Annotated in this window: 20 protein-coding genes; 12 read left to right on the top strand and 8 right to left on the bottom strand. The window is 38.9% G+C overall.

The genetic code is table 11. From position 1 onward, the window contains the following. Positions 1-83 precede the first annotated feature (83 nt). Positions 84-1,019 (bottom strand): T9SS type A sorting domain-containing protein, encoded by a 936-nt coding sequence (locus tag ESV24_RS07985; RefSeq protein WP_111814244.1) that lies wholly within the window; start codon positions 1,017-1,019, stop codon positions 84-86. A gap of 217 nt (positions 1,020-1,236) precedes the next feature. Here ESV24_RS07985 and ESV24_RS07980 point away from each other — a divergent pair, with 217 nt between their 5' ends. After that, entirely contained in the window at positions 1,237-1,917 is a 681-nt protein-coding gene (locus tag ESV24_RS07980) for a response regulator transcription factor (protein ID WP_111814246.1), read from the top strand. A gap of 5 nt (positions 1,918-1,922) precedes the next feature. Continuing rightward, positions 1,923-2,960 (top strand): sensor histidine kinase, encoded by a 1,038-nt coding sequence (locus ESV24_RS07975; RefSeq protein ID WP_111814248.1) that lies wholly within the window; start codon positions 1,923-1,925, stop codon positions 2,958-2,960. Here ESV24_RS07975 and ESV24_RS07970 read toward each other — a convergent pair. Beyond that, positions 2,934-4,001: a glycosyltransferase gene (locus ESV24_RS07970; protein ID WP_111814250.1), complete on the bottom strand. Its 1,068-nt coding sequence runs from the start codon at positions 3,999-4,001 to the stop codon at positions 2,934-2,936. The two genes, ESV24_RS07975 and ESV24_RS07970, sit on opposite strands and share 27 nt — an antisense overlap. A gap of 133 nt (positions 4,002-4,134) precedes the next feature. Between ESV24_RS07970 and trmB the strand changes: the two genes are divergently transcribed. From trmB to ESV24_RS07935, 7 genes are all read left to right on the top strand, one after another. Continuing rightward, complete coding sequence (trmB, locus tag ESV24_RS07965) at positions 4,135-4,809, top strand: tRNA (guanosine(46)-N7)-methyltransferase TrmB (protein WP_111814252.1); 675 nt, start codon at positions 4,135-4,137, stop codon at positions 4,807-4,809. Positions 4,810-4,847: 38 nt separating this feature from the next. Next, the gene (locus tag ESV24_RS07960; RefSeq protein ID WP_111814254.1) at positions 4,848-5,474 is read left to right on the top strand and encodes a LysE family translocator; all 627 of its coding nucleotides are present in this window, start codon (positions 4,848-4,850) and stop codon (positions 5,472-5,474) included. A gap of 1 nt (position 5,475) precedes the next feature. Continuing rightward, complete coding sequence (locus ESV24_RS07955) at positions 5,476-5,799, top strand: MGMT family protein (RefSeq protein ID WP_111814256.1); 324 nt, start codon at positions 5,476-5,478, stop codon at positions 5,797-5,799. Between the two features lie 220 nt (positions 5,800-6,019). Next, complete coding sequence (locus ESV24_RS07950) at positions 6,020-7,159, top strand: Mrp/NBP35 family ATP-binding protein (protein WP_111814258.1); 1,140 nt, start codon at positions 6,020-6,022, stop codon at positions 7,157-7,159. A gap of 1 nt (position 7,160) precedes the next feature. Then, positions 7,161-7,400 (top strand): NifU family protein, encoded by a 240-nt coding sequence (locus ESV24_RS07945; RefSeq protein ID WP_111814260.1) that lies wholly within the window; start codon positions 7,161-7,163, stop codon positions 7,398-7,400. Between the two features lie 70 nt (positions 7,401-7,470). Continuing rightward, complete coding sequence (locus tag ESV24_RS07940) at positions 7,471-8,523, top strand: NAD(P)/FAD-dependent oxidoreductase (protein ID WP_111814262.1); 1,053 nt, start codon at positions 7,471-7,473, stop codon at positions 8,521-8,523. A 3-nt stretch (positions 8,524-8,526) separates the two neighbouring features. Continuing rightward, positions 8,527-8,856, top strand: a complete 330-nt coding sequence (locus tag ESV24_RS07935) for a 2Fe-2S iron-sulfur cluster-binding protein (protein WP_111814264.1) — start codon at positions 8,527-8,529, stop codon at positions 8,854-8,856. Here the strand turns inward: ESV24_RS07935 and ESV24_RS07930 are convergent. From ESV24_RS07930 to ESV24_RS07905, 6 genes are all read right to left on the bottom strand, one after another. Continuing rightward, entirely contained in the window at positions 8,853-9,542 is a 690-nt protein-coding gene (locus ESV24_RS07930; protein ID WP_111814266.1) for an SGNH/GDSL hydrolase family protein, read from the bottom strand. The two genes, ESV24_RS07935 and ESV24_RS07930, sit on opposite strands and share 4 nt — an antisense overlap. A gap of 18 nt (positions 9,543-9,560) precedes the next feature. Further along, on the bottom strand, positions 9,561-10,457 hold the full coding sequence (locus ESV24_RS07925) for a metallophosphoesterase (RefSeq protein WP_111814269.1): 897 nt from the start codon (positions 10,455-10,457) through the stop codon (positions 9,561-9,563). Between the two features lie 84 nt (positions 10,458-10,541). Continuing rightward, positions 10,542-11,720 (bottom strand): acyl-CoA dehydrogenase family protein, encoded by a 1,179-nt coding sequence (locus ESV24_RS07920; RefSeq protein ID WP_111814271.1) that lies wholly within the window; start codon positions 11,718-11,720, stop codon positions 10,542-10,544. A 50-nt stretch (positions 11,721-11,770) separates the two neighbouring features. Beyond that, positions 11,771-12,430 (bottom strand): tRNA1(Val) (adenine(37)-N6)-methyltransferase, encoded by a 660-nt coding sequence (locus ESV24_RS07915; protein ID WP_111814273.1) that lies wholly within the window; start codon positions 12,428-12,430, stop codon positions 11,771-11,773. A 160-nt stretch (positions 12,431-12,590) separates the two neighbouring features. Beyond that, a complete protein-coding gene (rimM, locus tag ESV24_RS07910) occupies positions 12,591-13,115 on the bottom strand; it encodes a ribosome maturation factor RimM (protein WP_111814275.1) in 525 nt (174 codons plus the stop codon). An 11-nt stretch (positions 13,116-13,126) separates the two neighbouring features. Next, positions 13,127-13,735, bottom strand: coding sequence for a 30S ribosomal protein S16 (locus tag ESV24_RS07905; RefSeq protein ID WP_111814277.1), 609 nt, complete (start codon positions 13,733-13,735; stop codon positions 13,127-13,129). A 135-nt stretch (positions 13,736-13,870) separates the two neighbouring features. On the opposite strand from ESV24_RS07905, the gene ESV24_RS07900 reads away from it, so the two are divergent. From ESV24_RS07900 to dnaE, 3 genes are all read left to right on the top strand, one after another. Next, positions 13,871-14,665, top strand: coding sequence for a DUF6252 domain-containing protein (locus ESV24_RS07900; protein WP_111814279.1), 795 nt, complete (start codon positions 13,871-13,873; stop codon positions 14,663-14,665). A 185-nt stretch (positions 14,666-14,850) separates the two neighbouring features. Next, complete coding sequence (locus tag ESV24_RS07895; protein ID WP_111814281.1) at positions 14,851-15,300, top strand: ferritin-like domain-containing protein; 450 nt, start codon at positions 14,851-14,853, stop codon at positions 15,298-15,300. A gap of 215 nt (positions 15,301-15,515) precedes the next feature. Beyond that, positions 15,516-19,946: a DNA polymerase III subunit alpha gene (gene dnaE, locus ESV24_RS07890; RefSeq protein ID WP_111814283.1), complete on the top strand. Its 4,431-nt coding sequence runs from the start codon at positions 15,516-15,518 to the stop codon at positions 19,944-19,946. Positions 19,947-19,949: the final 3 nt, after the last annotated feature.

The raw sequence follows: 19,949 nt of genomic DNA, 5'->3' as shown, positions 1-19,949 counted from the left end.
AACAACGAAATTTCATTTCAAAAATAAGTAAATAAAAAAGCTCCTGCTGAAACAGAAGCTTTAAAAATAAAATTTAAAATAGATTAATTAACAACTAATTTTTTGGTGGTAGAAGTTTTTTCTTGTTCTATTTTAAGGATATAAACACCGCTGTTCAATTTTGAAATGTCTAATCTATCATCAACAAGTGTTGTTTTAATAACCTGCTTTCCAAGTACGTCAAAAATTGAGACATTTTTAGCGCCGCTTACTCTTGAGGTAATGTTCACATAGCCTTTGGTGGCAGGATTTGGATACATTGCAAACTGATCTAGGGTCTGTTGGCTCGAGCCCAAAGTACCAGCAAAAACAATATTGTCGAAGAAGAATGCCTCTGGACCGGCATTGGTTCTGCCCTCTATAATAAGCTGCACATTTGTGTTTGTAGCCAAATTTACAGATCCCGTTATCCAAGAGCCTTCAATGCCTAAGTCATTAATATCACTGCCCTCAGTATTGAGGATGTCAATTTCCGTACTATTTGTAAGGTCCATAATGTAGATTCGCAATCTGTCTGAACCTGATGAATTAACGGTTCCGTTACCTTCATAGCCAGTTTCTGCTATAAAATAGTCTAAACTTATGGAAGGAGATCCAACTCCGGCAAGATCAACTGCATCAAAAGTTAAAATGTAGTTTCCATCTACATCACTTATTTTATAACCCTGAACTCCATCAGTATAAGGATCTGACGAGGTCGGTTTAGAATCTGTTACACCTACAAAATCACCGTCTGTTAATCCTTCACCCGGGGTATCATAAGGAATATATGAGGCATTGAAGCCTAACTCAATGTTGGACGCTGTGTAATCTACTAATGGTTCATTAGGATTGTTGATTAAATCATGCGCTACGGAAGCGTCGCCGGTATCAGTATATGGACCGGAAAAAGCTGCTGGTTCCTCAAAACTCGTTAGTGCTATTTGAGCAAAAGAAACTGCGCTAATTAAAAGTGCGACAATTGAAGTAATTTTTCTCATAACATTTGGTTTAGATTGTTTACTAAAGATATTAAATATTTCACTTTCAAAGAATTAAAAATTAATAAACGTTTATAAAAAGAACTCAATTATCAAACTTTTCTCGTTTTAGAGCTATGTTATTTAAAAGTTATCTTAAGGTTACCAATAAGCGTGCTAAACATTTGCTGCCATTAAATAATAGTATCTTTGAACCATTGAAAACATATATTCTAATATGAAAAAAAAGGACATTACAATACTGTTGGTAGATGATGAACCGGATATTCTTGAAATAGTTAGATATAACCTTACTTCTGAAGGGTACCATATTGAAACTGCCGAAAATGGCTTGGAAGCAATTGAAAAAGCAAAGAGCGTAAAGCCCCAGCTTATAATTATGGATGTGATGATGCCAAAAATGGATGGTATGGAAGCCTGCGAAAAAATAAGAAACATTCCTGAGCTCTCTGAAACCGTAATTACCTTTTTAACCGCTCGCGGCGAAGACTACTCACAAATGGCAGGCTTTGAAGCTGGCGCTGATGATTATATCACCAAGCCTATCAAACCAAAAGTGCTAGTTAGCAAAGTAAAAGCATTATTGCGCAGGTTTAAGGAAGAAGAGGAAGATGAAAAAATAAAATTGGGTAACCTGACCATAAACCGCGAAGAATATAAAATCCTGCTGGGAAAAAAGGAAATGGTGCTACCCAGAAAAGAGTTTGAATTATTGGCGCTTTTAGCTTCCAAGCCAGGAAAAGTTTTTAAGCGTGAAGACATTCTGGACACAATTTGGGGTAATGATGTAATTGTTGGCGGACGCACCATTGATGTTCACATTAGAAAGCTCCGCGAAAAAATAGGTGATGATAAATTTAAAACAGTAAAAGGAGTTGGCTATAAGTTCGTAGTTTAGCTGAAATGAAATTTTCAAAGAAATATAATTTTGCGGCTACAACCTCATTGCTCATTGCCTTGTTTTCCACAGTGGCAATGGGTGTTTTTTTATACTTATTGTTGGAAATAATCTCTACTTGGCTACTATTCTTTTTTGTGGTTTCCTTTCTGCTTTCGTTTTTTATTCTTCAGTATAGGATTGAGAAATTTATTTATCTGCGAATTAAAAAAATTTACAAAGACGTTCGGATTCTAAACGAGAAAGATTTTCCCAAACCTTCCATAACTACAGACATGGAAGTGCTTACACGCGAAGTAGAGCGTTATGTAAGTGTAAAAAAGCTCGAAATTGAAACCTTGAATATCCGTGAAAATTATCGAAAGGAATTTATGGGCAATATCTCGCACGAGCTTAAAACTCCTTTATTTACCGTCCAAGGTTATATTTTGACATTGCTTGATGGTGCGATGAAAGATAAAAAAGTTCGTAAAAAATATCTACAACGCGCCAGTAAGGGAGTGGAGAGGCTTATCTATATTATCAAAGATCTAGATATGATTACCAAGTTGGAAGTTGGTGGTCTTATTCTGAATAAAGAAAATTTCAACATCTTGACAATGGTTCAAAATGTTTTTGATCTGCTTGAAATGAAAGCTGCCAAAAAGAATATTTCTCTGGTTTTCGATAAGGAATATTTTGGAGAAATACTTGTAAATTCAGATAAGGAGCGAATTGAGCAAGTTCTTTCTAACTTAATAGTAAACTCAATAAAATACGGCAAGCAGGACGGGACCACGGAAGTTAGCGTTGAAAATATTACAAAAAATAAACTTTTAGTGCGAGTGACAGATAATGGCGAAGGTATTTCCAAAGAAAACCTACAGCGTATTTTTGAACGTTTTTATAGAGTAGACAAAAGCGGTTCGCGCAAAGAGGGAGGGAGTGGTTTGGGACTTTCTATTGTAAAGCACATTGTGGAGGCCCACAATGAAAAAATTTATGTGGAGAGCCAATTAGGCATTGGCTCTGAGTTTTCATTTACCTTGGAAAAGGGAAAATAACTTTGGGTACTTAACTGGTTGCTGTGATAGTGTCTTCAATCCTTTATAAACTGCGACCTTATTCAGTTTTTTCAATTTAAATTTTTCCTGTTTGCAGTAAGGTGCAATTCCCAAATCTTTTAACCGTTTTGCCAAATATTCTTGCTCGTATTGTCCGGGTGTGGGAATGAAGAAGGCTTTTTTTTCCAGTATTGTCAAATCCATTATAGTAGTGTAGCCAGAGCGGGAAACAACTATTTTGCTTTTATTGATAGTTTCTTCCAGTTCTGTGCTTTGCATAAAGTTCACCGTTCTAATTTTTTCAAAATTCTCCCATTTCTGTTCCTTTTCAACCAATCCACGAACCATTAATATATTTTTATCATTTCCTTTAAAAACAGTTTTCAGTTTTTCTTCAAACATGCTGCGTTGAGGTTCTGGACCCGATAGCAATAGTAGAATGTCTATTGTCTTTGGTAGTTCCTTTTTAACCATTCGGCTCAAAACGCCAATGTAATTAACGGGAAATGCTTCTTTATTTAAATGACCTAATTTTCCGCTTAGGTTCATGACAACATCATCTACATCTGGCACCCAGCAAGCATCAAACTTTTTGATGATTTTTTGATGCATTTTACTGCTGAAGAAAGAAGTACTACCAGTTAAAACGTTTAGCTGGTGCGTAATAAATACGGAGGGAATATTTTTATTTCTAACCCCAAAACGGTTGTCGTTAATGATACCTTGAATTTTCCCAGCTTCTGCTAATTGATTAATCATCTTCTTTTCAGAATTGATAGTTTTTTTTATATGCGGAAGTTTGAAGAGGATTTTATATTTAAAATGGCTTCCTTTTTTTGGGTAGGTTATATTATATGAAGGCAGTTCAATGGATTCCAACTCGGGAAATTCTTTCTGAAGCAACAGCAGTGCCGCTCCGTCTGAAGCGAGCATAACATTAAAATTATGTTCCAGTAATGCGCGAATAATTGGGATGCAGCGTGTGGCATGGCCTAAACCCCAATTTAAAGGTGCTACTAGAATTGTTTTGTTTTTCGGCATAAAAACAAAGGTAGCAATAATTGCAGCGGGAGTATATTTCCTTAATTTTGTCGTTCGTAATACGAAATGGGAAGTTTAAAACATTTTATTGTTTGCAACTTTGAATATTGAATTTTAAACATCGAACTATACCGTGGGAAGCAAAAATAAGCTAAGACGCTTTAAAGAAAATGAAACTTTTGAAAATGTAGTTCAACCATCAAGGGAAGAAGTTTTAAGCGATGCGCTGAAACTTAAAGGAAACTGGCGAAAAAAATTCTTTAAAAATGAAAACCCTTTGGTTTTGGAACTGGGCTGCGGAAAAGGAGAATACTCTGTAAATCTTGCAAAAGGATATCCCGATGTAAATTTTCTTGGGATAGACATTAAAGGTGCCCGTTTTTGGCGCGGTGCAAAAATTGCTTTGGCGGAAAATCTGGGTAATGTTGGCTTTTTACGTACCCAGATTGAACTTGTGGATCATATTTTTAGTGAAAACGAAGTGGATGAAATTTGGATCACCTTCCCAGATCCACAGATAAAATACAAGCGTACAAAGCATCGTTTAACCAACGGAGATTTTCTCCGGAAGTATAAAAAAATACTAAAACCGGGTGGCGTTGTTCACCTAAAAACCGATAGCGAATTTATGCACGGCTATACACTCGGACTTCTGCACGGCTTGGATGAAGAAATTGAATATGCCCATCACGATGTTTATGGTAGCCAAGGTGCGCCGGAAGCTGTGACTAATATTCAAACTTTTTATGAACAACAATATCTAGAAGTGGGTAAAAAAATAACCTACATTCGGTTTAAATTCCGTTAGTTAAAAATTCAGTATATTCACAGAAATAAAGGCCCTAAATGGCGATTTTTTACAACTTACTTATAGGTTTACTTGGGTCATTTATTGGGGTGTTGCCGCCTGGTTTAATAAACATGTATGCAGCCAAAATAAGTATGAAGGAGGGCCGAAAAAAAGGCTTTCTTTTTTCAATTGGTGTTTGTATTACTGTCATGCTGCAAACATATATTGCCCTGATTTTTGCGCGATATATAGGCAAGCATCCGGAAATTGTGAGCATGCTTCAAAAGGTGGCTCTGGGAATATTTATTAGCCTTACCATTTACTTCATCTTTATTGCAAAGGATACACGCAGGGAATTGCGCGATCGTGGAGAGCATTCAAAAAAAAATAGATTCTTTTTAGGTGTTTTTATTGCGATGCTCAACCTGCTTCCAATACCTTACTGGATGTATCTCGGTATTACTTTTTCGGCCTTTGGAGCTTTTTCTTTTTCGCAGCCAGAACTTTGGATTGCTGTATTAGCATCGGGCCTTGGCACATTCGCGAGCCTAGCATTATATGTTCAGTTTTTTAGACCGAAAGAGCAGTCACGCAAGCTAAAACTGAATATGAATTACGTAATTGGAATTGTAACTGCTATTATATCGGTAATTACGCTTTTCAAAATTTTAAGGGAGATATAATATGTCCAATGAAGGTTTTTTTGAAAAAGTCTATCGGGTAGCAAAACTTATTCCTCACGGAAGGGTTACATCTTACGGAGCAATAGCTAAGCATTTGGGTGCAGCCGGAAGTGCCAGAATGGTGGGCTGGGCAATGAATGGAAGTAATAATAAAGACGTTCCCGCACATCGGGTTGTTAACAGAAATGGACTGCTTACTGGTAAGCATCATTTTCAGGGTACAAACTTAATGCAACAGCTTTTGGAAAGCGAAGGAATTTTAGTGGTTGACAACAAAATCCAAAATTTTGAAAAGCATTTTTGGGATCCTAAGAATGAGCTTTGAAAATGTGCTATTATGATATAAGTGATTGTTTAATTTATTTCCCAATTATTCAAAAATTAACAAATTTTTGGAAATAGCTAGGTGACGAATTTCTTACAATCCAGTCATCTAATATTCCAGTTATCACACTATAAATCATTTCAATCTTACAGCTTCATTTTCCGAAGTTTTCCCACTATATTTGTACTTTAGAATCAGTCTAAATATTAAGAATAAAAAAATGAGCATTTCAAAACAAGATATCCTGAAAGCCCTCGAGACTATTACAGTTTCAGGTGAAGGAAAAAATATGGTGGAGAGCGGAGCCGTTCAGAATGTTATGACCTTTGCAGACGAAATTATCGTGGATTTGAAACTTTCCACACCAGCACTTCACATAAAAAAACGCGCGGAAGCAGATGTAATAAAAACCATTCACGAGAAAGTGGATGCAAATGCTAAAGTGCAAGTGAACATTAAAGTTGAAGCACCCGCAAAACCTCAAAACCCGAATCTTATAAAAGGAAAAGCAATTCCTGGGATTCAGAATATTGTTGCCGTAGCTTCCGGTAAAGGCGGCGTTGGAAAATCTACCGTAACGGCAAATTTGGCGGTTACACTTTCTAAAATGGGTTTCAAAGTAGGGATTTTGGATGCGGATATTTATGGTCCATCAATCCCCATAATGTTTGACGTTGCAATGGAGAAGCCACTTTCCGTGAACATTGATGGTAAAAGCAAAATGAAGCCCGTTGAAAATTACGGAATAAAAATTCTTTCTATAGGTTTTTTCACACAAGCAGACCAGGCTGTAATTTGGCGTGGACCGATGGCTGCAAAAGCTTTAAATCAATTAATTTTTGATGCCGCTTGGGGAGAGTTGGATTTTATGTTAATCGATCTTCCTCCGGGAACGGGAGATATACATTTAAGTATTATGCAATCCTTGCCAATCACAGGAGCGGTTGTTGTTAGCACCCCGCAAAATGTGGCCTTGGCCGATGCCAGAAAAGGAGTGGCAATGTTCCGTCAAGAAAATATCGACGTTCCCGTTTTGGGAATTATTGAGAATATGGCCTATTTTACGCCAGCTGAACTTCCTGAAAATAAATATTATATCTTTGGGAAAGAGGGTGCAAAACATTTGGCTGAAGATTTAGATGTTCCATTTTTGGGCGAAATTCCTTTAGTTCAAAGCATTCGTGAAGCGGGTGATGCGGGAAGACCAGCAGCTCTTCAAACGGCAACGCAAATTGAAGAAGCATTTGAAGCAATTACAAGAAACGTGGTAGAAGAAACCGTTCGTAGAAACGAAAACCTTCCGCCTACGGAAGCTATAAAAATTACAACAATGGCAGGTTGCAGCGCCGTAAAAAAATAATATGACAACCCAAGAACTTACAACAAAAATAGAGGAAGCATTAGACGAGATACGTCCATTTTTGCAGAATGACGGCGGCGACATTGCGCTTCTGTCCATTGAAGATGGAAAAGTGGTGAATGTTCAGCTGCAAGGTGCTTGCGTGGGCTGTTCCGTAAACCAAATGACACTCAAGAGCGGTGTAGAAATGACTATAAAAAAACATGCCCCTCAGATTGAAAAAGTTGTAAGCATTTCATAGTAATGACAACCGTCATTTTTTTAACTCAATTTCAAAACTATTTTTGAACGTAATTAAGAAATAGTCTTTCATGATAAAAACAGATATTCTCATAATCGGTGCAGGGCCCACAGGTCTTTTTGCTGTTTTTGAGGCAGGATTGCTAAAACTGAAATGTCACTTAATAGATGCCCTTCCGCAAGCTGGAGGGCAGTGTACCGAAATATATCCTAAAAAACCTATTTATGATATTCCAGGTTTTCCGGAAGTACTTGCTGGTGATTTAGTGAATAATTTAATGAAGCAGATTGAACCCTTTCAGCCTGGCTTCACCTTGGGCGAACGTGCTGATACTATTGAAAAATTAGATGACGGCTCTTTTATAGTCACCACAGAGAAAGGCACGAAACACCATGCGCCAATTGTTGCTATAGCCGGCGGATTGGGAAGTTTTGAACCACGCAAACCGCCAATTACAAACCTTTCTGACTTTGAAGACAAAGGTGTTGAATACATTATTCGCGACCCTGAATTATACCGCGACAAAAATGTGGTTATTTCTGGAGGTGGTGATTCTGCCCTAGATTGGAGTATTTTCTTGACAGATGTAGCAAAGAGTGTTACGCTTATCCACCGCAGAAACGAATTTCGCGGTGCCTTGGACAGTGTTGATAAAGTTCAGGAACTAAAAAACCTTGGAAAAATTGAATTGATAACTCCTGCCGAAGTAATTGGTTTGGTTGGTAATAATGGTTTAGAAGAAGTAGTAATAAAACAAGGTGCTGAGGTTTTCAACCGTGAATGCGACCATTTTATTCCGCTGTTCGGATTGTCGCCAAAGCTTGGTCCAATTGCAGATTGGGGACTTGAAATTGAAAAAAATGCAATAAAAGTTGATAATACTTTAGACTATCAGACTAACATTCCTGGTATCTATGCCATTGGCGACGTAAACACATATCCCGGAAAACTGAAGCTGATACTTTGTGGTTTTCACGAGGCAACATTAATGTGCCAAAGTGCCTACCAGCGTATTTTCCCCGATAAACGCTATGTAATGAAATATACTACCGTTGGTGGTGTAGAAGGTTTTGATGGAAGTAAAAAAGAAGCCCCAAAGGCTGTTATTAGGTCAATCAATTAACAAATGACTGATATAAAAGTAACGATTATTGATCGCCAAGGAGTTAAACACGAAGTTGATGCTCCAACAGATATGAATATGAACCTTATGGAAATAGTTCGATCATACGAATTGGCTCCCGAAGGTACTATCGGTATCTGCGGCGGAATGGCCATGTGCGCCTCTTGCCAGTGTTATGTTTTAAGCAATCACGAGCTTCCTGAAATGAGCTACGATGAAGATTTAATGCTTGCCGAAGCTTTTAATGTGAAAGAAAACAGCCGTCTTGGCTGTCAGATTTTTATAAAGGAAGAACTGGACGGTTTAGAAATAGAATTAGCTCCCGAAGTTTAGCGGAGTATTTTTAAAACACTGTCAAACATCAGCTCAACAAATTTTTTATAAGCAACTTCTGAAGGGTGCAATCCATCTGAAGCAACGAGTTTCAGGTTTTCCAAACCTTCTTGTGTAATTGGCGTGATGTTTTCAAAATGAACCCCTTTTTCTTTTGAAATCCTTTCAGCGAAAGCATTGTATCTTATTAAATCTGAAGTTATTTTCTCTGCTTTGCCAGATTTTTGTCCGAAACGCGTAAAAGCATAGTCCGGAATGGAAAGTACAATTACATTTTCCTTTTTTCCTTTGGCAAAATCAATCGCCATATCCAGTAGTTTTGGGAATTCTTCTTCGTAAAGCGAAAAAGGCTTTCCTTGGTATTGGTTGTTAACGCCAATAAGCAACGTAACCAAATCATAATCTTTTGAAGGGTTTTCAGCAGCAATTGCCGAAATCAGATCTGTTGTTGTCCAACCAGTTTTTGCAATAATTTTTACCGAAGTTTTTTCTTTTGAAGTATTGTTTAAACTATCCGTCAATTGTTTCGGATAATTGCAGTCGCTACAAACGCTTTCGCCTATTGTGTAACTATCGCCAAGCGCCAGATATTTATAAGTGGCTTCCGAAGAATTGTTTTTTCTGGAAACTCCGCATGATAATAGAGAAAGAGAGACGAAAAGGAGTGTGATTTTTATAATTTTCATTTCTTACGGAATATATTTTTATTTGGTTTTGTAATCGATCAATTTTTGAGGTCCTTCCAAAAGCATTTTTACAACTTTCAACGTTCCGTCTTCAGTGGTGTCAATCTGCCATTTTATTAATGAAATCTCACCATTTTTAATTTCTATTCCTGTAATACTTCTAGGGTGAACGCAACTTCCATCATTAAAAAAAGCTATGTCGCCGGGCTCTGGAAAACGTGGTCTATGCGTGTGACCTATAATAGTAAAAACGTTTTTGTTTTCAACAATCCAGCGTTTTGTTCTTCTTTCAACTTTTATAAGTTCTTTGTAGTTTTTCGCAGGGCTTGTTGGGTCGCCAATGCCAAAAATTTGTAATTGTCGCCACAGTGCACGCACCATAAATCTATTAAATTTCCAACCAACATAATTCATCCAATCTGCTTGGTGGCCGTGCATCATAAAAATTTCCTGTTTGGTTTCTTCGTGCTCCAAAATCAAACCTTCTGTAAATTCAATTCCTGGGAAAAGAGGTGCGTCCTTTCCTGTTATTTTATCAAAATAGGTAGAGAGTGTTTTCTCTACAAATTTTTGGTTCATATACGCCATATCGTGATTCCCGACCAATCTATAAAGCCGGTTTTCCGCATAAAAAAGTTTCATCAGTTCATACACATTATGATGCGCTTCAAAAACATCTTTAAAAAAAATATTTTCCCAAAGCTCATCGCCATCTCCTAATTCACAATACGTAAAACCGTTCTTGTAGTAATCCTGAAGGGCGTGAAAGTATATGTTTCGATTATTGGCAAAATCGTCTGCAAAACTGTTGTCGCCGCGATGGCAATCACTGAAAATTATAAATTTAGAAGTATCGTTAAAAGAAATCCGGCGTGCAGATTGGTAAGCTCTGGAAATTCTTTTGAAAGAAGACATTGTCAAAAATTAAAAGCCACGAATTCACGAATATAGTATAAAATATTCATGAATTCGTGGCTTTTCTATGGGATGTGTTTTGTTTTATTGAAACGCGTTCAGCCCAGTAATATCTAATCCGGTAATTAACAAATGGATATCGTGAGTGCCTTCATACGTGATTACGCTTTCAAGGTTCATACTGTGGCGCATAATGCTGTATTCACCAGTGATGCCCATTCCGCCGAGTATTTGTCTTGCTTCTCGGGCAATATTTATCGCCATATCTACATTATTTCGTTTCGCCATAGAGATTTGTGCGCTTGTTGCGGTTCCTGCATTTCGCATTACACCCACGCGCCAAGCTAGTAATTGTGCTTTGGTGATTTCGGTAATCATTTCGGCAAGTTTTTTCTGCTGAAGTTGGAATTGACCAATAGGCTTTCCAAACTGCATTCTTTCTTTTGAATAACGAAGCGCTGTATCATAACAATCCATCGCAGCGCCAATTGCGCCCCAAGCAATTCCGTAACGTGCAGAATCAAGGCAGCCAAGTGGCGCGCCCAAGCCTGATTTATTCGGAAGTAAGTTTTCCTTCGGAACTTTCACGTTGTCAAAAATAAGTTCGCCAGTTGCCGAAGCACGAAGCGACCATTTATTGTGAGTTTCAGGAGTTGAGAAGCCTTCCATGCCACGCTCTACAATTAAACCGTGAATTCTACCTTCTTCGTTTTTCGCCCAAACTACGGCAACTTGTGCGAAAGGAGCGTTGCTGATCCACATTTTAGCACCATTTAAAAGATAGTGGTCGCCCTTGTCTTTAAAGCTGGTGGTCATTCCGGCGGGATTACTGCCGTGGTCTGGCTCGGTCAAACCGAAACAGCCCATCCATTCGCCAGAAGCGAGTTTTGGTAGGTATTTTTTGCGTTGTTCTTCGTTTCCGTATTTGTAAATTGGATACATCACCAAAGAAGATTGAACTGAAGCAGTACTGCGAACCCCGCTATCGCCACGCTCAATTTCCTGCATAATCAATCCGTAGGAAATTTGGTCAAGCCCTGCACCACCGTATTCCTCGGGAATGTAGGGGCCAAACGCACCAATCTCAGCAAGACCTTTAATAATCTGTTCTGGAAATTCTGCCTTTTGGGCATATTCTTCTATAATGGGCGATACGTCGCGTTTTACCCAATCGCGGGCAGCTTGGCGTACCAATTTGTGTTCATCGGAAAGTAATTCGTCAAGATTATAATAATCGGGAGCTTCGAATAAATCTGGTTTCATCTATAAATAATTTAAAGGAATACAAATGTAGAAATCACAACCTTAAACACCTACATTTTAAGATAAAAATCCTGCACCAGATTCTTGTATTCTTCGGTATAATCGTGTCGTGAAGTTTCAATGGTAAGATTTTCAATTTTAATTGAAATTTTTTCAAAAGAAAACTCCAACATACTTCTTTTTTCCTCAGAATTTTCATTGCCACGAACCCGGCAAATTCTGTTTGGAAACAGATTTACTTCCGAAGCCATCTTTATGAAATTTTCTTCTTCTTTCCGCGGAATGATAACTGCGAAAATCCCTTCGTCGGAAAGTAATTGCGAAGCGCTTTCAATCAACTCATCAAATGGAAGCGCATCGCTGAAGCGTGCAACATCACGAGATTCGTTGGAAGTTTTATAATCTTCGGAATAAAATGGGGGGTTTGAAATGATGATGTCGTATTTCTCTTCAATCTCTTCCACAAATTCCTCAAGTGAAGCATGATAGCAAAACAGTCTGTCGCCCCACGGAGAATTCTCGAAATTATCAACACACTGTTCGTAAGCGTTTTCATCAATTTCAATGGCGTCTATCATTTCAGCATTGGAACGCTGGGCAAGTTGAAGTGCAATAATTCCTGTGCCAGCGCCAATATCCAAAATAGAAAATGGACTGTTTTTTATCGAAATCCAAGCGCCGAGCAAAACGCCGTCTGTGCCAATTTTCATAGCGCAGCGATCTTGTTCAACAGTGAATTGTTTAAATTTAAAAGGCTTCAAATGATTTTAGATTTACGATTGCCGATTTACGATTTTGGTGCTTCGGCTAACTTCGACTTTGCTCTGTAATTAACGCTCAGCAACTTGAAACTTGGAACTTGAAACCTTTTCAAAGATACATTTCAATCAACCCTTCCGGCACATCGAGAAGTATGGTTTTGTTTTCACGATCCACTTTTTTAATAAAATGGTCAATCATCGGTATCAAAATTTGTTTTCCGTTGCAATTTATTTCAAATAAAGCTTGTGAAGTAGTGTCGTTGACACCAGTAATTTCACCAATTTTTCCGAATGATTCGTCTTCAGCAGAAAAACCGACGATTTCGTGATAATAAAATTTATTACCTGCAAGTTTTGGAAGGAATTCCAAAGGCAGGTAAAGATGTGCGCCAATAAGAGCATCGGCCTCCTCCTCGTTTTTTACATCTTCAAAACGTACACGCAGCAGTTCGCTTTTGTGGAGTGAGCTTTCTTCAATAAAAAATGGAATCAGGTTTTTGCGTCGTTCCACAAAAATCGATTCCATTTTGGTAAAAAGTTCGGGTTCGTCTGTATCTAGTTTTACTAGCAGTTCGCCCTTAAAGCTATATTTCCTAACGATTTTGCCCAAGTAGAAGCAATTCTCCTTTTGCATCGCTTTGAAATTTAAGCTTCTTTAGATTTGTCTTCTTTAGCTTCATCAGCAGCCTCTTCTATCGCAGTTTTGGCAGCTGGCTTGTCTTCAGTAGCAGTTTCAGCATTTTCGCCTTCAGTTGCTGGTGCTTCAGCAGTTTCTTCTGCAACTTCTTCTTCTGCTGGCGCAGCAGCGGCAGCAGCCTCAGCGGTACGCTTTTCGTTTACAGCTTTTTCAGCAGCAAGTGCTTCAGCTCTTTCTTTTTCTTTAGATTCAGAAAGTGTTGCTTTTTTGTGATCGATTGAGCCTTTTTTAGACTCCAACCATTCGTTGAATTTTGCTTCAGCTTGTTCTTCGGTCAAAGCGCCTTTACGAACACCACCAGCAAGGTGATTTTTCATTAAAGCTCCTTTGTAGGAAAGAATGGCACGGGCAGTATCTGTAGGTTGTGCTCCATTTTGAAGCCACTTTACAGCGCTGTCCACATCAAGGTCAATCTGTGCAGGGTTTGTTGTTGGATTGTAAAAGCCTATTTTTTCAAGGTATTTACCATCTCTTTTGCTACGGCCATCGGCCGCGATAATCCAGAAATAAGGCTTCCCTTTTTTTCCGCGTCTTTGTAGTCTGATTTTTACAGGCATGTTTAAATTAATTTTTGGGGTTCTCGACCCCGGTTATAATTAAGGACGGCAAAGATAGTATATTTTCTTTTTGAAATTCAACCAATTAAAGTATTTATTTTACATTTGTGAAAATCCCTAAACACCCCATAACCAATGAAAAAGTTTCTATTTGTTCTTTTAGCCACAATGTCGCTTATTTCTTGCGAAGATACACAAACCAATGAAGTTGCCTTGCAGGCGAAAGTGGACGATAGATTATATATTTCAGCAGATGCCCGCGCGGCATTGAATGACGATGGTACGCTTACCATACAAGGTTTTAATGACGAAGAATCAATGACATTGCAGCTTTCACGTTTGGGCGAAGGGAATTTTGCCATTAGTGAAGGAACCCGAAATTACGCGGTCTATGAAGATATAGGTGGAAATATTTATACTACAAAACCGAATGGGGAGGGGGTTGTAAGCATTTCAGAAATTAACGAGACCAACAAGACGCTTTCAGGTGTCTTCAACTTTAACGCCTTCCTTCCGGGTATAGATACTATTTATGTGTCCAAGGGTATCTTCTATAATATTTCATATAGTAGTGGGGATATTGGCGACCCTACCAATGCGGGGCTTTTTAGTGCAAGGGTAGACGATAATCCTTTTATACCGGTAATAGTTTCATCTCGTAATACGGGTAATACAATTATAACTTCTGGAAGTACTGCCAATGCCACAATCGTAATTTCCGTTACGGCAAATGTTGAACCCGGAGAATATACACTACCAAGAGGAGGTTTTGCTGCCAAATATCAAGGTCTTAATGGACCAGAAGATACTACCAATGGGCTGGTAACTATCCTCGAGCATAATATTGCCGAGAAAACCATCAAAGGCACTTTTTCTTTTATCACTAACAGAACTGAAATAACCGAAGGGCAGTTTGATGTTGCTTATTAAATTAACATTTTCAGATTAATTGTGCTTCAAAGGTTAAACCTTGTTAATTTGTGGTAAGCTTAGGTTAATAATTCGTTGAAAGCCCTTTATTCAGGCTATATTAGGTTATATCCGAATGAAGTTGAACAGTTGACTTGAAAGGAATGATGACGAAAAAACAACTGTGTAATTTAAAATGAAAGATGATGAAGTATACTGAAAAAATGAGTAATAAATTAAACGAACTGTTAGAGAAAAATTATGACGCCGAGAAGGGTTATAAAAAAGCAGCTGAAAAAGTGGATAATACAAAATTGAAGCAATTCTTTAACGATCAAGCTCAAAAACGATATGATTTTGGTCACGAACTAAAAACCGAAATTAAAAACTATGGCGAAACTCCTGAAAAGGGTGGAAGCACAACTGGTGCGATGCATAGAACTTGGATAGACATTGAAACTGCGTTTTCTTCAAATAATGAAGAAACCATTTTAGAAGAAGTTCAAAAAGGTGAAAAAGCTGCCGTTGAAGAGTATAATGAAGTGATTAAAGACACTACATTGCCGCCCACAACTCAGCAAATTCTGACTAGTCAACGTGACACAATAAAAACTGCGTGGCAAAGTGCCAAAAATTTTGAGGCAACAGTCGCTTAATATTTTGAAAAAGAAGAATGAAACCGTCTTTGGAATTTTCCAAAGACGGTTTTTTATTGTGAACAACTCCTGATAATTTTACTTCCCAAAAGCGGGAGGTTTTTCTATTTTTACTTCCTCGTTTCAATCCTTCGTCCCGATAACAATCGGGAGCGCTCTGGGTGACACATTCTAAACCTTAAATTGGCAATCATCAGTCTTAAATCGTTAATCACATGTTTTTAATCTTCGATACAGAAACCACAGGTCTTCCCAAACGCTACAACGCTCCCGTAAGCGATAGCGACAATTGGCCGCGCTGTATTCAGATTGCGTGGCAATTGCACGATGCATTGGGTAATTTGATTGAGCATCAGGATTATCTGGTGCAGCCCGATGGTTTCAACATTCCTTTTGATGCTGAAAAAATTCACGGAATTTCTACCGAATTGGCAAAGAATGAAGGTCTCCAATTGGCTGATGTAGCGACGCGATTTATCGCGTCGTTGGAAAAGACCAAATTCATCGTTGGTCAAAATGTAGGCTTCGATGTAAACATTATGGGCGCGGAATTTTTCCGTTTGGGATTTGAAAACCCGTTGCCCAATCTTCCGGTTTTAGATACGTGTACCGAAACCACGGCTCAACTTTGCCAAATTCCAGGCGGTCGCGGCGGAAAATTTAAACTTCCCACATTAACAGAGCTTCACGAATTTCTTTTCAGCGAACCTTTCGCCGAAGCGCACAACGCAACGGCAGATGTTGAAGCAACCACGCGTTGTTTTTTCGAATTGGTGCGTCGTCAGATTTTTACTAAGAAAGAATTGGACGTTCAGCCGGATTACTTCGAAAACTTTTCCGAAGAAAATCCGCAAACAATTCAGTTAATTGAGCTTGAGCATATAAATCTGAAAAAGGCTTCGGACAAAATCCGAAAGCAAATGCAGGCCGCTTCGGAAAACGAAGAAATTTCTTCCGAAGAAATAAAGGAAAACATCGCCACGCTTGAAGATGCTCCGTTTGTTCACCTTCACAACCATTCGCAATTTTCGATTTTACAATCCACTTCCAGCACTTTGGATTTGGTAAATGCTGCGGTTGAAAATAATATGACGGCAGTGTCGATAACCGATACGGGCAATATGATGGGCGCGTTCCATTTTGTGCAGGCGGTCAGTAATTACAACAAATCCCTCGCAGATCTACCCAAAAATGAAGAAGAAGAAATTTCGGCAAAGCCATTAAAAGCCATCGTTGGTTGCGAATTTTTTGTTTGCGAAGACCATCTCAACAAAACTCACAAAGACAACGGTTATCAAATCGTATTGCTCGCCAAAAACAAAAACGGATATCACAATTTGGCAAAAATGGCATCCATCGCTTACACCGAAGGGTTTTATTACGTGCCACGAATTGATAAAAATATAGTTGAAAAATACAAGGAAGACATCATTGTTTTAACGGGAAGTCTTTACGGCGAAGTGCCCGGAAAAATTTTGAATATCGGCGAAAATCAGGCTGAGGAAGCACTGCTTTGGTGGAAAGAAATGTTTGGCGGAGACCTTTATGTGGAGGTTATGCGCCACGATCAGGAAGATGAAAAACGCGTAAACGATGTTTTAATCGAAATGGCGAAGCGCAATAAGGTAAAGCTCGTCGCCTGCAACAACACTTATTATATTAAGAAAGAAGACGCCAACGCCCACGATATTTTGCTTTGCGTAAAGGATGGCGAAAAACAGGCAACTCCAATTGGCAGAGGTCGCGGCTATCGTTACGGTTTGCCAAACCAAGAATATTATTTCAAGGGGCAGGACGAGATGAAGTTGCTTTTCAAAGATCTTCCCGAGGCGATTTTGAATATTGAGGAAGTGGTTTCAAAAATTCAGCCTTACTCTTTGCATCGCGATGTTTTGCTTCCCAATTTTGGTATTCCACAGAATTTTTTGAATTCCGAAGATATTGATGGCGGCAAACGTGGGGAGAACGCATTTTTGCGCTATTTAACCTACGAAGGTGCCAAAAGGCGTTACCCAGAATTGATTGAGGTTTCTTATGAAGCCCTCACGAGTTTTGAGCTTCTCGAGGAAGCATCACAGCGTGTTAAGGAAATAAAACAACGATTAGACTTTGAGTTGAGTGTAATAGCAAACACAGGCTATCCCGGTTACTTTTTGATTGTGCAGGATTTCATTGCTGAAGCTCGTAAAATGGACGTTTCCGTTGGTCCGGGACGTGGCTCCGCGGCGGGAAGTGCGGTGGCTTATTGCTTGGGAATTACAAATATCTGCCCCATTAAGTACGATCTGCTTTTTGAGCGTTTCCTAAATCCGGACCGTGTGAGTATGCCCGATATCGACATCGATTTTGATGACGAAGGGCGAAGTAAGGTAATGGATTACGTAATTAATAAATACGGAAGCAATCAAGTAGCTCAGATTATCACTTACGGAACGATGGCGGCAAAATCTTCCATTCGCGATACGGCAAGAGTTTTGGATTTGCCATTGAATGAAGCCGATAGAATTTCGAAATTGATTCCGAATATGACCAAGCTGAACAAAATTTTCGGTTTGAGCGATGCGGAATTGCGAAGCCGTTTCCGAAGCGATGAGCTTCCAAAAGTGAACGAGCTTTTAAACCTTTCCAAAGGAAGTGATCTTGAAGCGCAAACCATAAACCAAGCAAAAATCCTTGAAGGTTCTGTTAGAAATGTTGGAATTCACGCTTGCGGAGTAATTATCACGCCCAGTGATATTACAGATTTCGTGCCCGTTGCCACTGCAAAAGATTCCGATTTGTACGTTACGCAGTTCGACAACTCCGTGGTTGAAAGTGCGGGTTTGCTGAAAATGGATTTCCTCGGTTTGAAAACTTTGACGCTTATAAAAGATACCGTAAAACTCGTAAAGCACAAACACAATATAGACCTCGATCCGGATGAATTTCCGCTAGATGACATAAAAACATACGAGCTTTTCCAAAGAGGAGAAACGGTTGGAATTTTTCAATATGAATCTGCCGGAATGCAGAAATATATGAAGGAATTGAAGCCAACGGTTTTTGCAGATTTAATTGCGATGAACGCACTGTACCGTCCGGGTCCGATGGAATACATTCCGAGTTTCGTGAAAAGAAAACATGGTGAAGAAGAAATAGAATATGACCTTCCAGCAATGGAGGAATATTTAAAGGAAACCTACGGAATTACGGTCTATCAAGAGCAGGTAATGTTGTTGTCTCAAAAACTTGCAGGTTTTACGAAAGGTGAAGCTGACGTTTTACGAAAGGCGATGGGTAAAAAGCAAAAAGCAGTGCTCGATAAAATGAAGCCGCAATTTGTAGCCCAAGCTTCCGAAAAAGGCCACGATGCGGAAAAACTTGAAAAAATTTGGAAGGATTGGGAAGCTTTTGCAAGTTATGCTTTCAACAAATCACACTCCACTTGTTACGCTTGGATTGCCTACCAAACTGCCTATCTAAAAGCGCATTATCCCGCGGAATATATGGCTGCGGTGCTTTCAAACAACATGAGCGACATAAAACAAGTTACCTTTTTTATGGACGAATGCAAGCGAATGGGAATGACGGTTTTGGGGCCAGATGTTAACGAATCTTTTCATAAATTCACAGTGAACGATCAAGGCGCCATCCGCTTTGGGATGGGCGCCGTAAAAGGAGTTGGCAGCAGTGCCGTTGCAACAATTGTTGAGCACAGAAAAGACGGAAAGTACAAATCGGTTTTTGATTTGTCTAAGCGAATCGATCTGCGTTCAGCAAATAAAAAAGCTTTTGAAAACCTCGCCTTGGCTGGTGGTTTTGATAGTTTCGATACACACCGAGCGCAATATCTGCATGATGATGGCGATGGGGTAATGTTTATTGAAAAGGTGCTTCGCTATGCGGCAAAATATCAGGAAACACAAAATTCTTCACAGGTAAGCCTTTTTGGTGATGCCAGCGAAGTACAGATTCCCGAACCCGAAGTGCCACCTTGTGAGGAGTGGGGTACGATGAAAAAGTTAAAGCAGGAAAAGGAAGTGGTAGGCGTATATATTTCAGGACATCCGCTGGACGATTTCAGAATAGAGATGGACAGTTTTACCAATTGTAAGGTTTCAGATTTCAATAATCTTGAAAAATTCCTCAATAAGGAAATGTGTTTTGGAGGTGTTGTTAGTGATGTGCAGCACCGGGAATCTAAAGCTGGAAAGGGTTGGGCAATTTTCACAGTTGAAGATTATGAAGACAGTTACGATTTTAAAATTTTTGGTGAAGAGTATTTAAAATGGCGCCATTTCTTGGTTCCAAACAGTTTTATTTACGGCCGTGTTTTTGTGAAAGAAGGTTGGATAAACCGTGATACTGGCAAAAAAGGCGAGCCACGACTTCAGTATAACAGCATTCAATTGTTGCACGATGTGATGGAAATTCACGGGAAAAAATTGACATTGACAATTCCTTTGAGCGAATTGAAAGATGGACAAATTGACTCGCTCAAAGAATTAGTAAAAACACACAAAGGCGAAAAACAGTTATTTTTTGTGGTTTATGAAAAGGAGGAAAAAATTCATCTTACTATGCCCAGTCGGAAACATAAGGTAAATATTTCGAAGGAATTGCTGGACGAACTTGAGCGGGAGCAGTTGAGTTATAAATTAAATTAACAA

Source organism: Aequorivita lipolytica, from assembly GCF_007997135.1.
In the GTDB taxonomy this organism is placed as follows: domain Bacteria; phylum Bacteroidota; class Bacteroidia; order Flavobacteriales; family Flavobacteriaceae; genus Aequorivita; species Aequorivita lipolytica.
The sequence above is the reverse complement of the archived record's forward strand: the minus strand, read 5'-3'. Positions and strand labels throughout refer to the sequence as shown.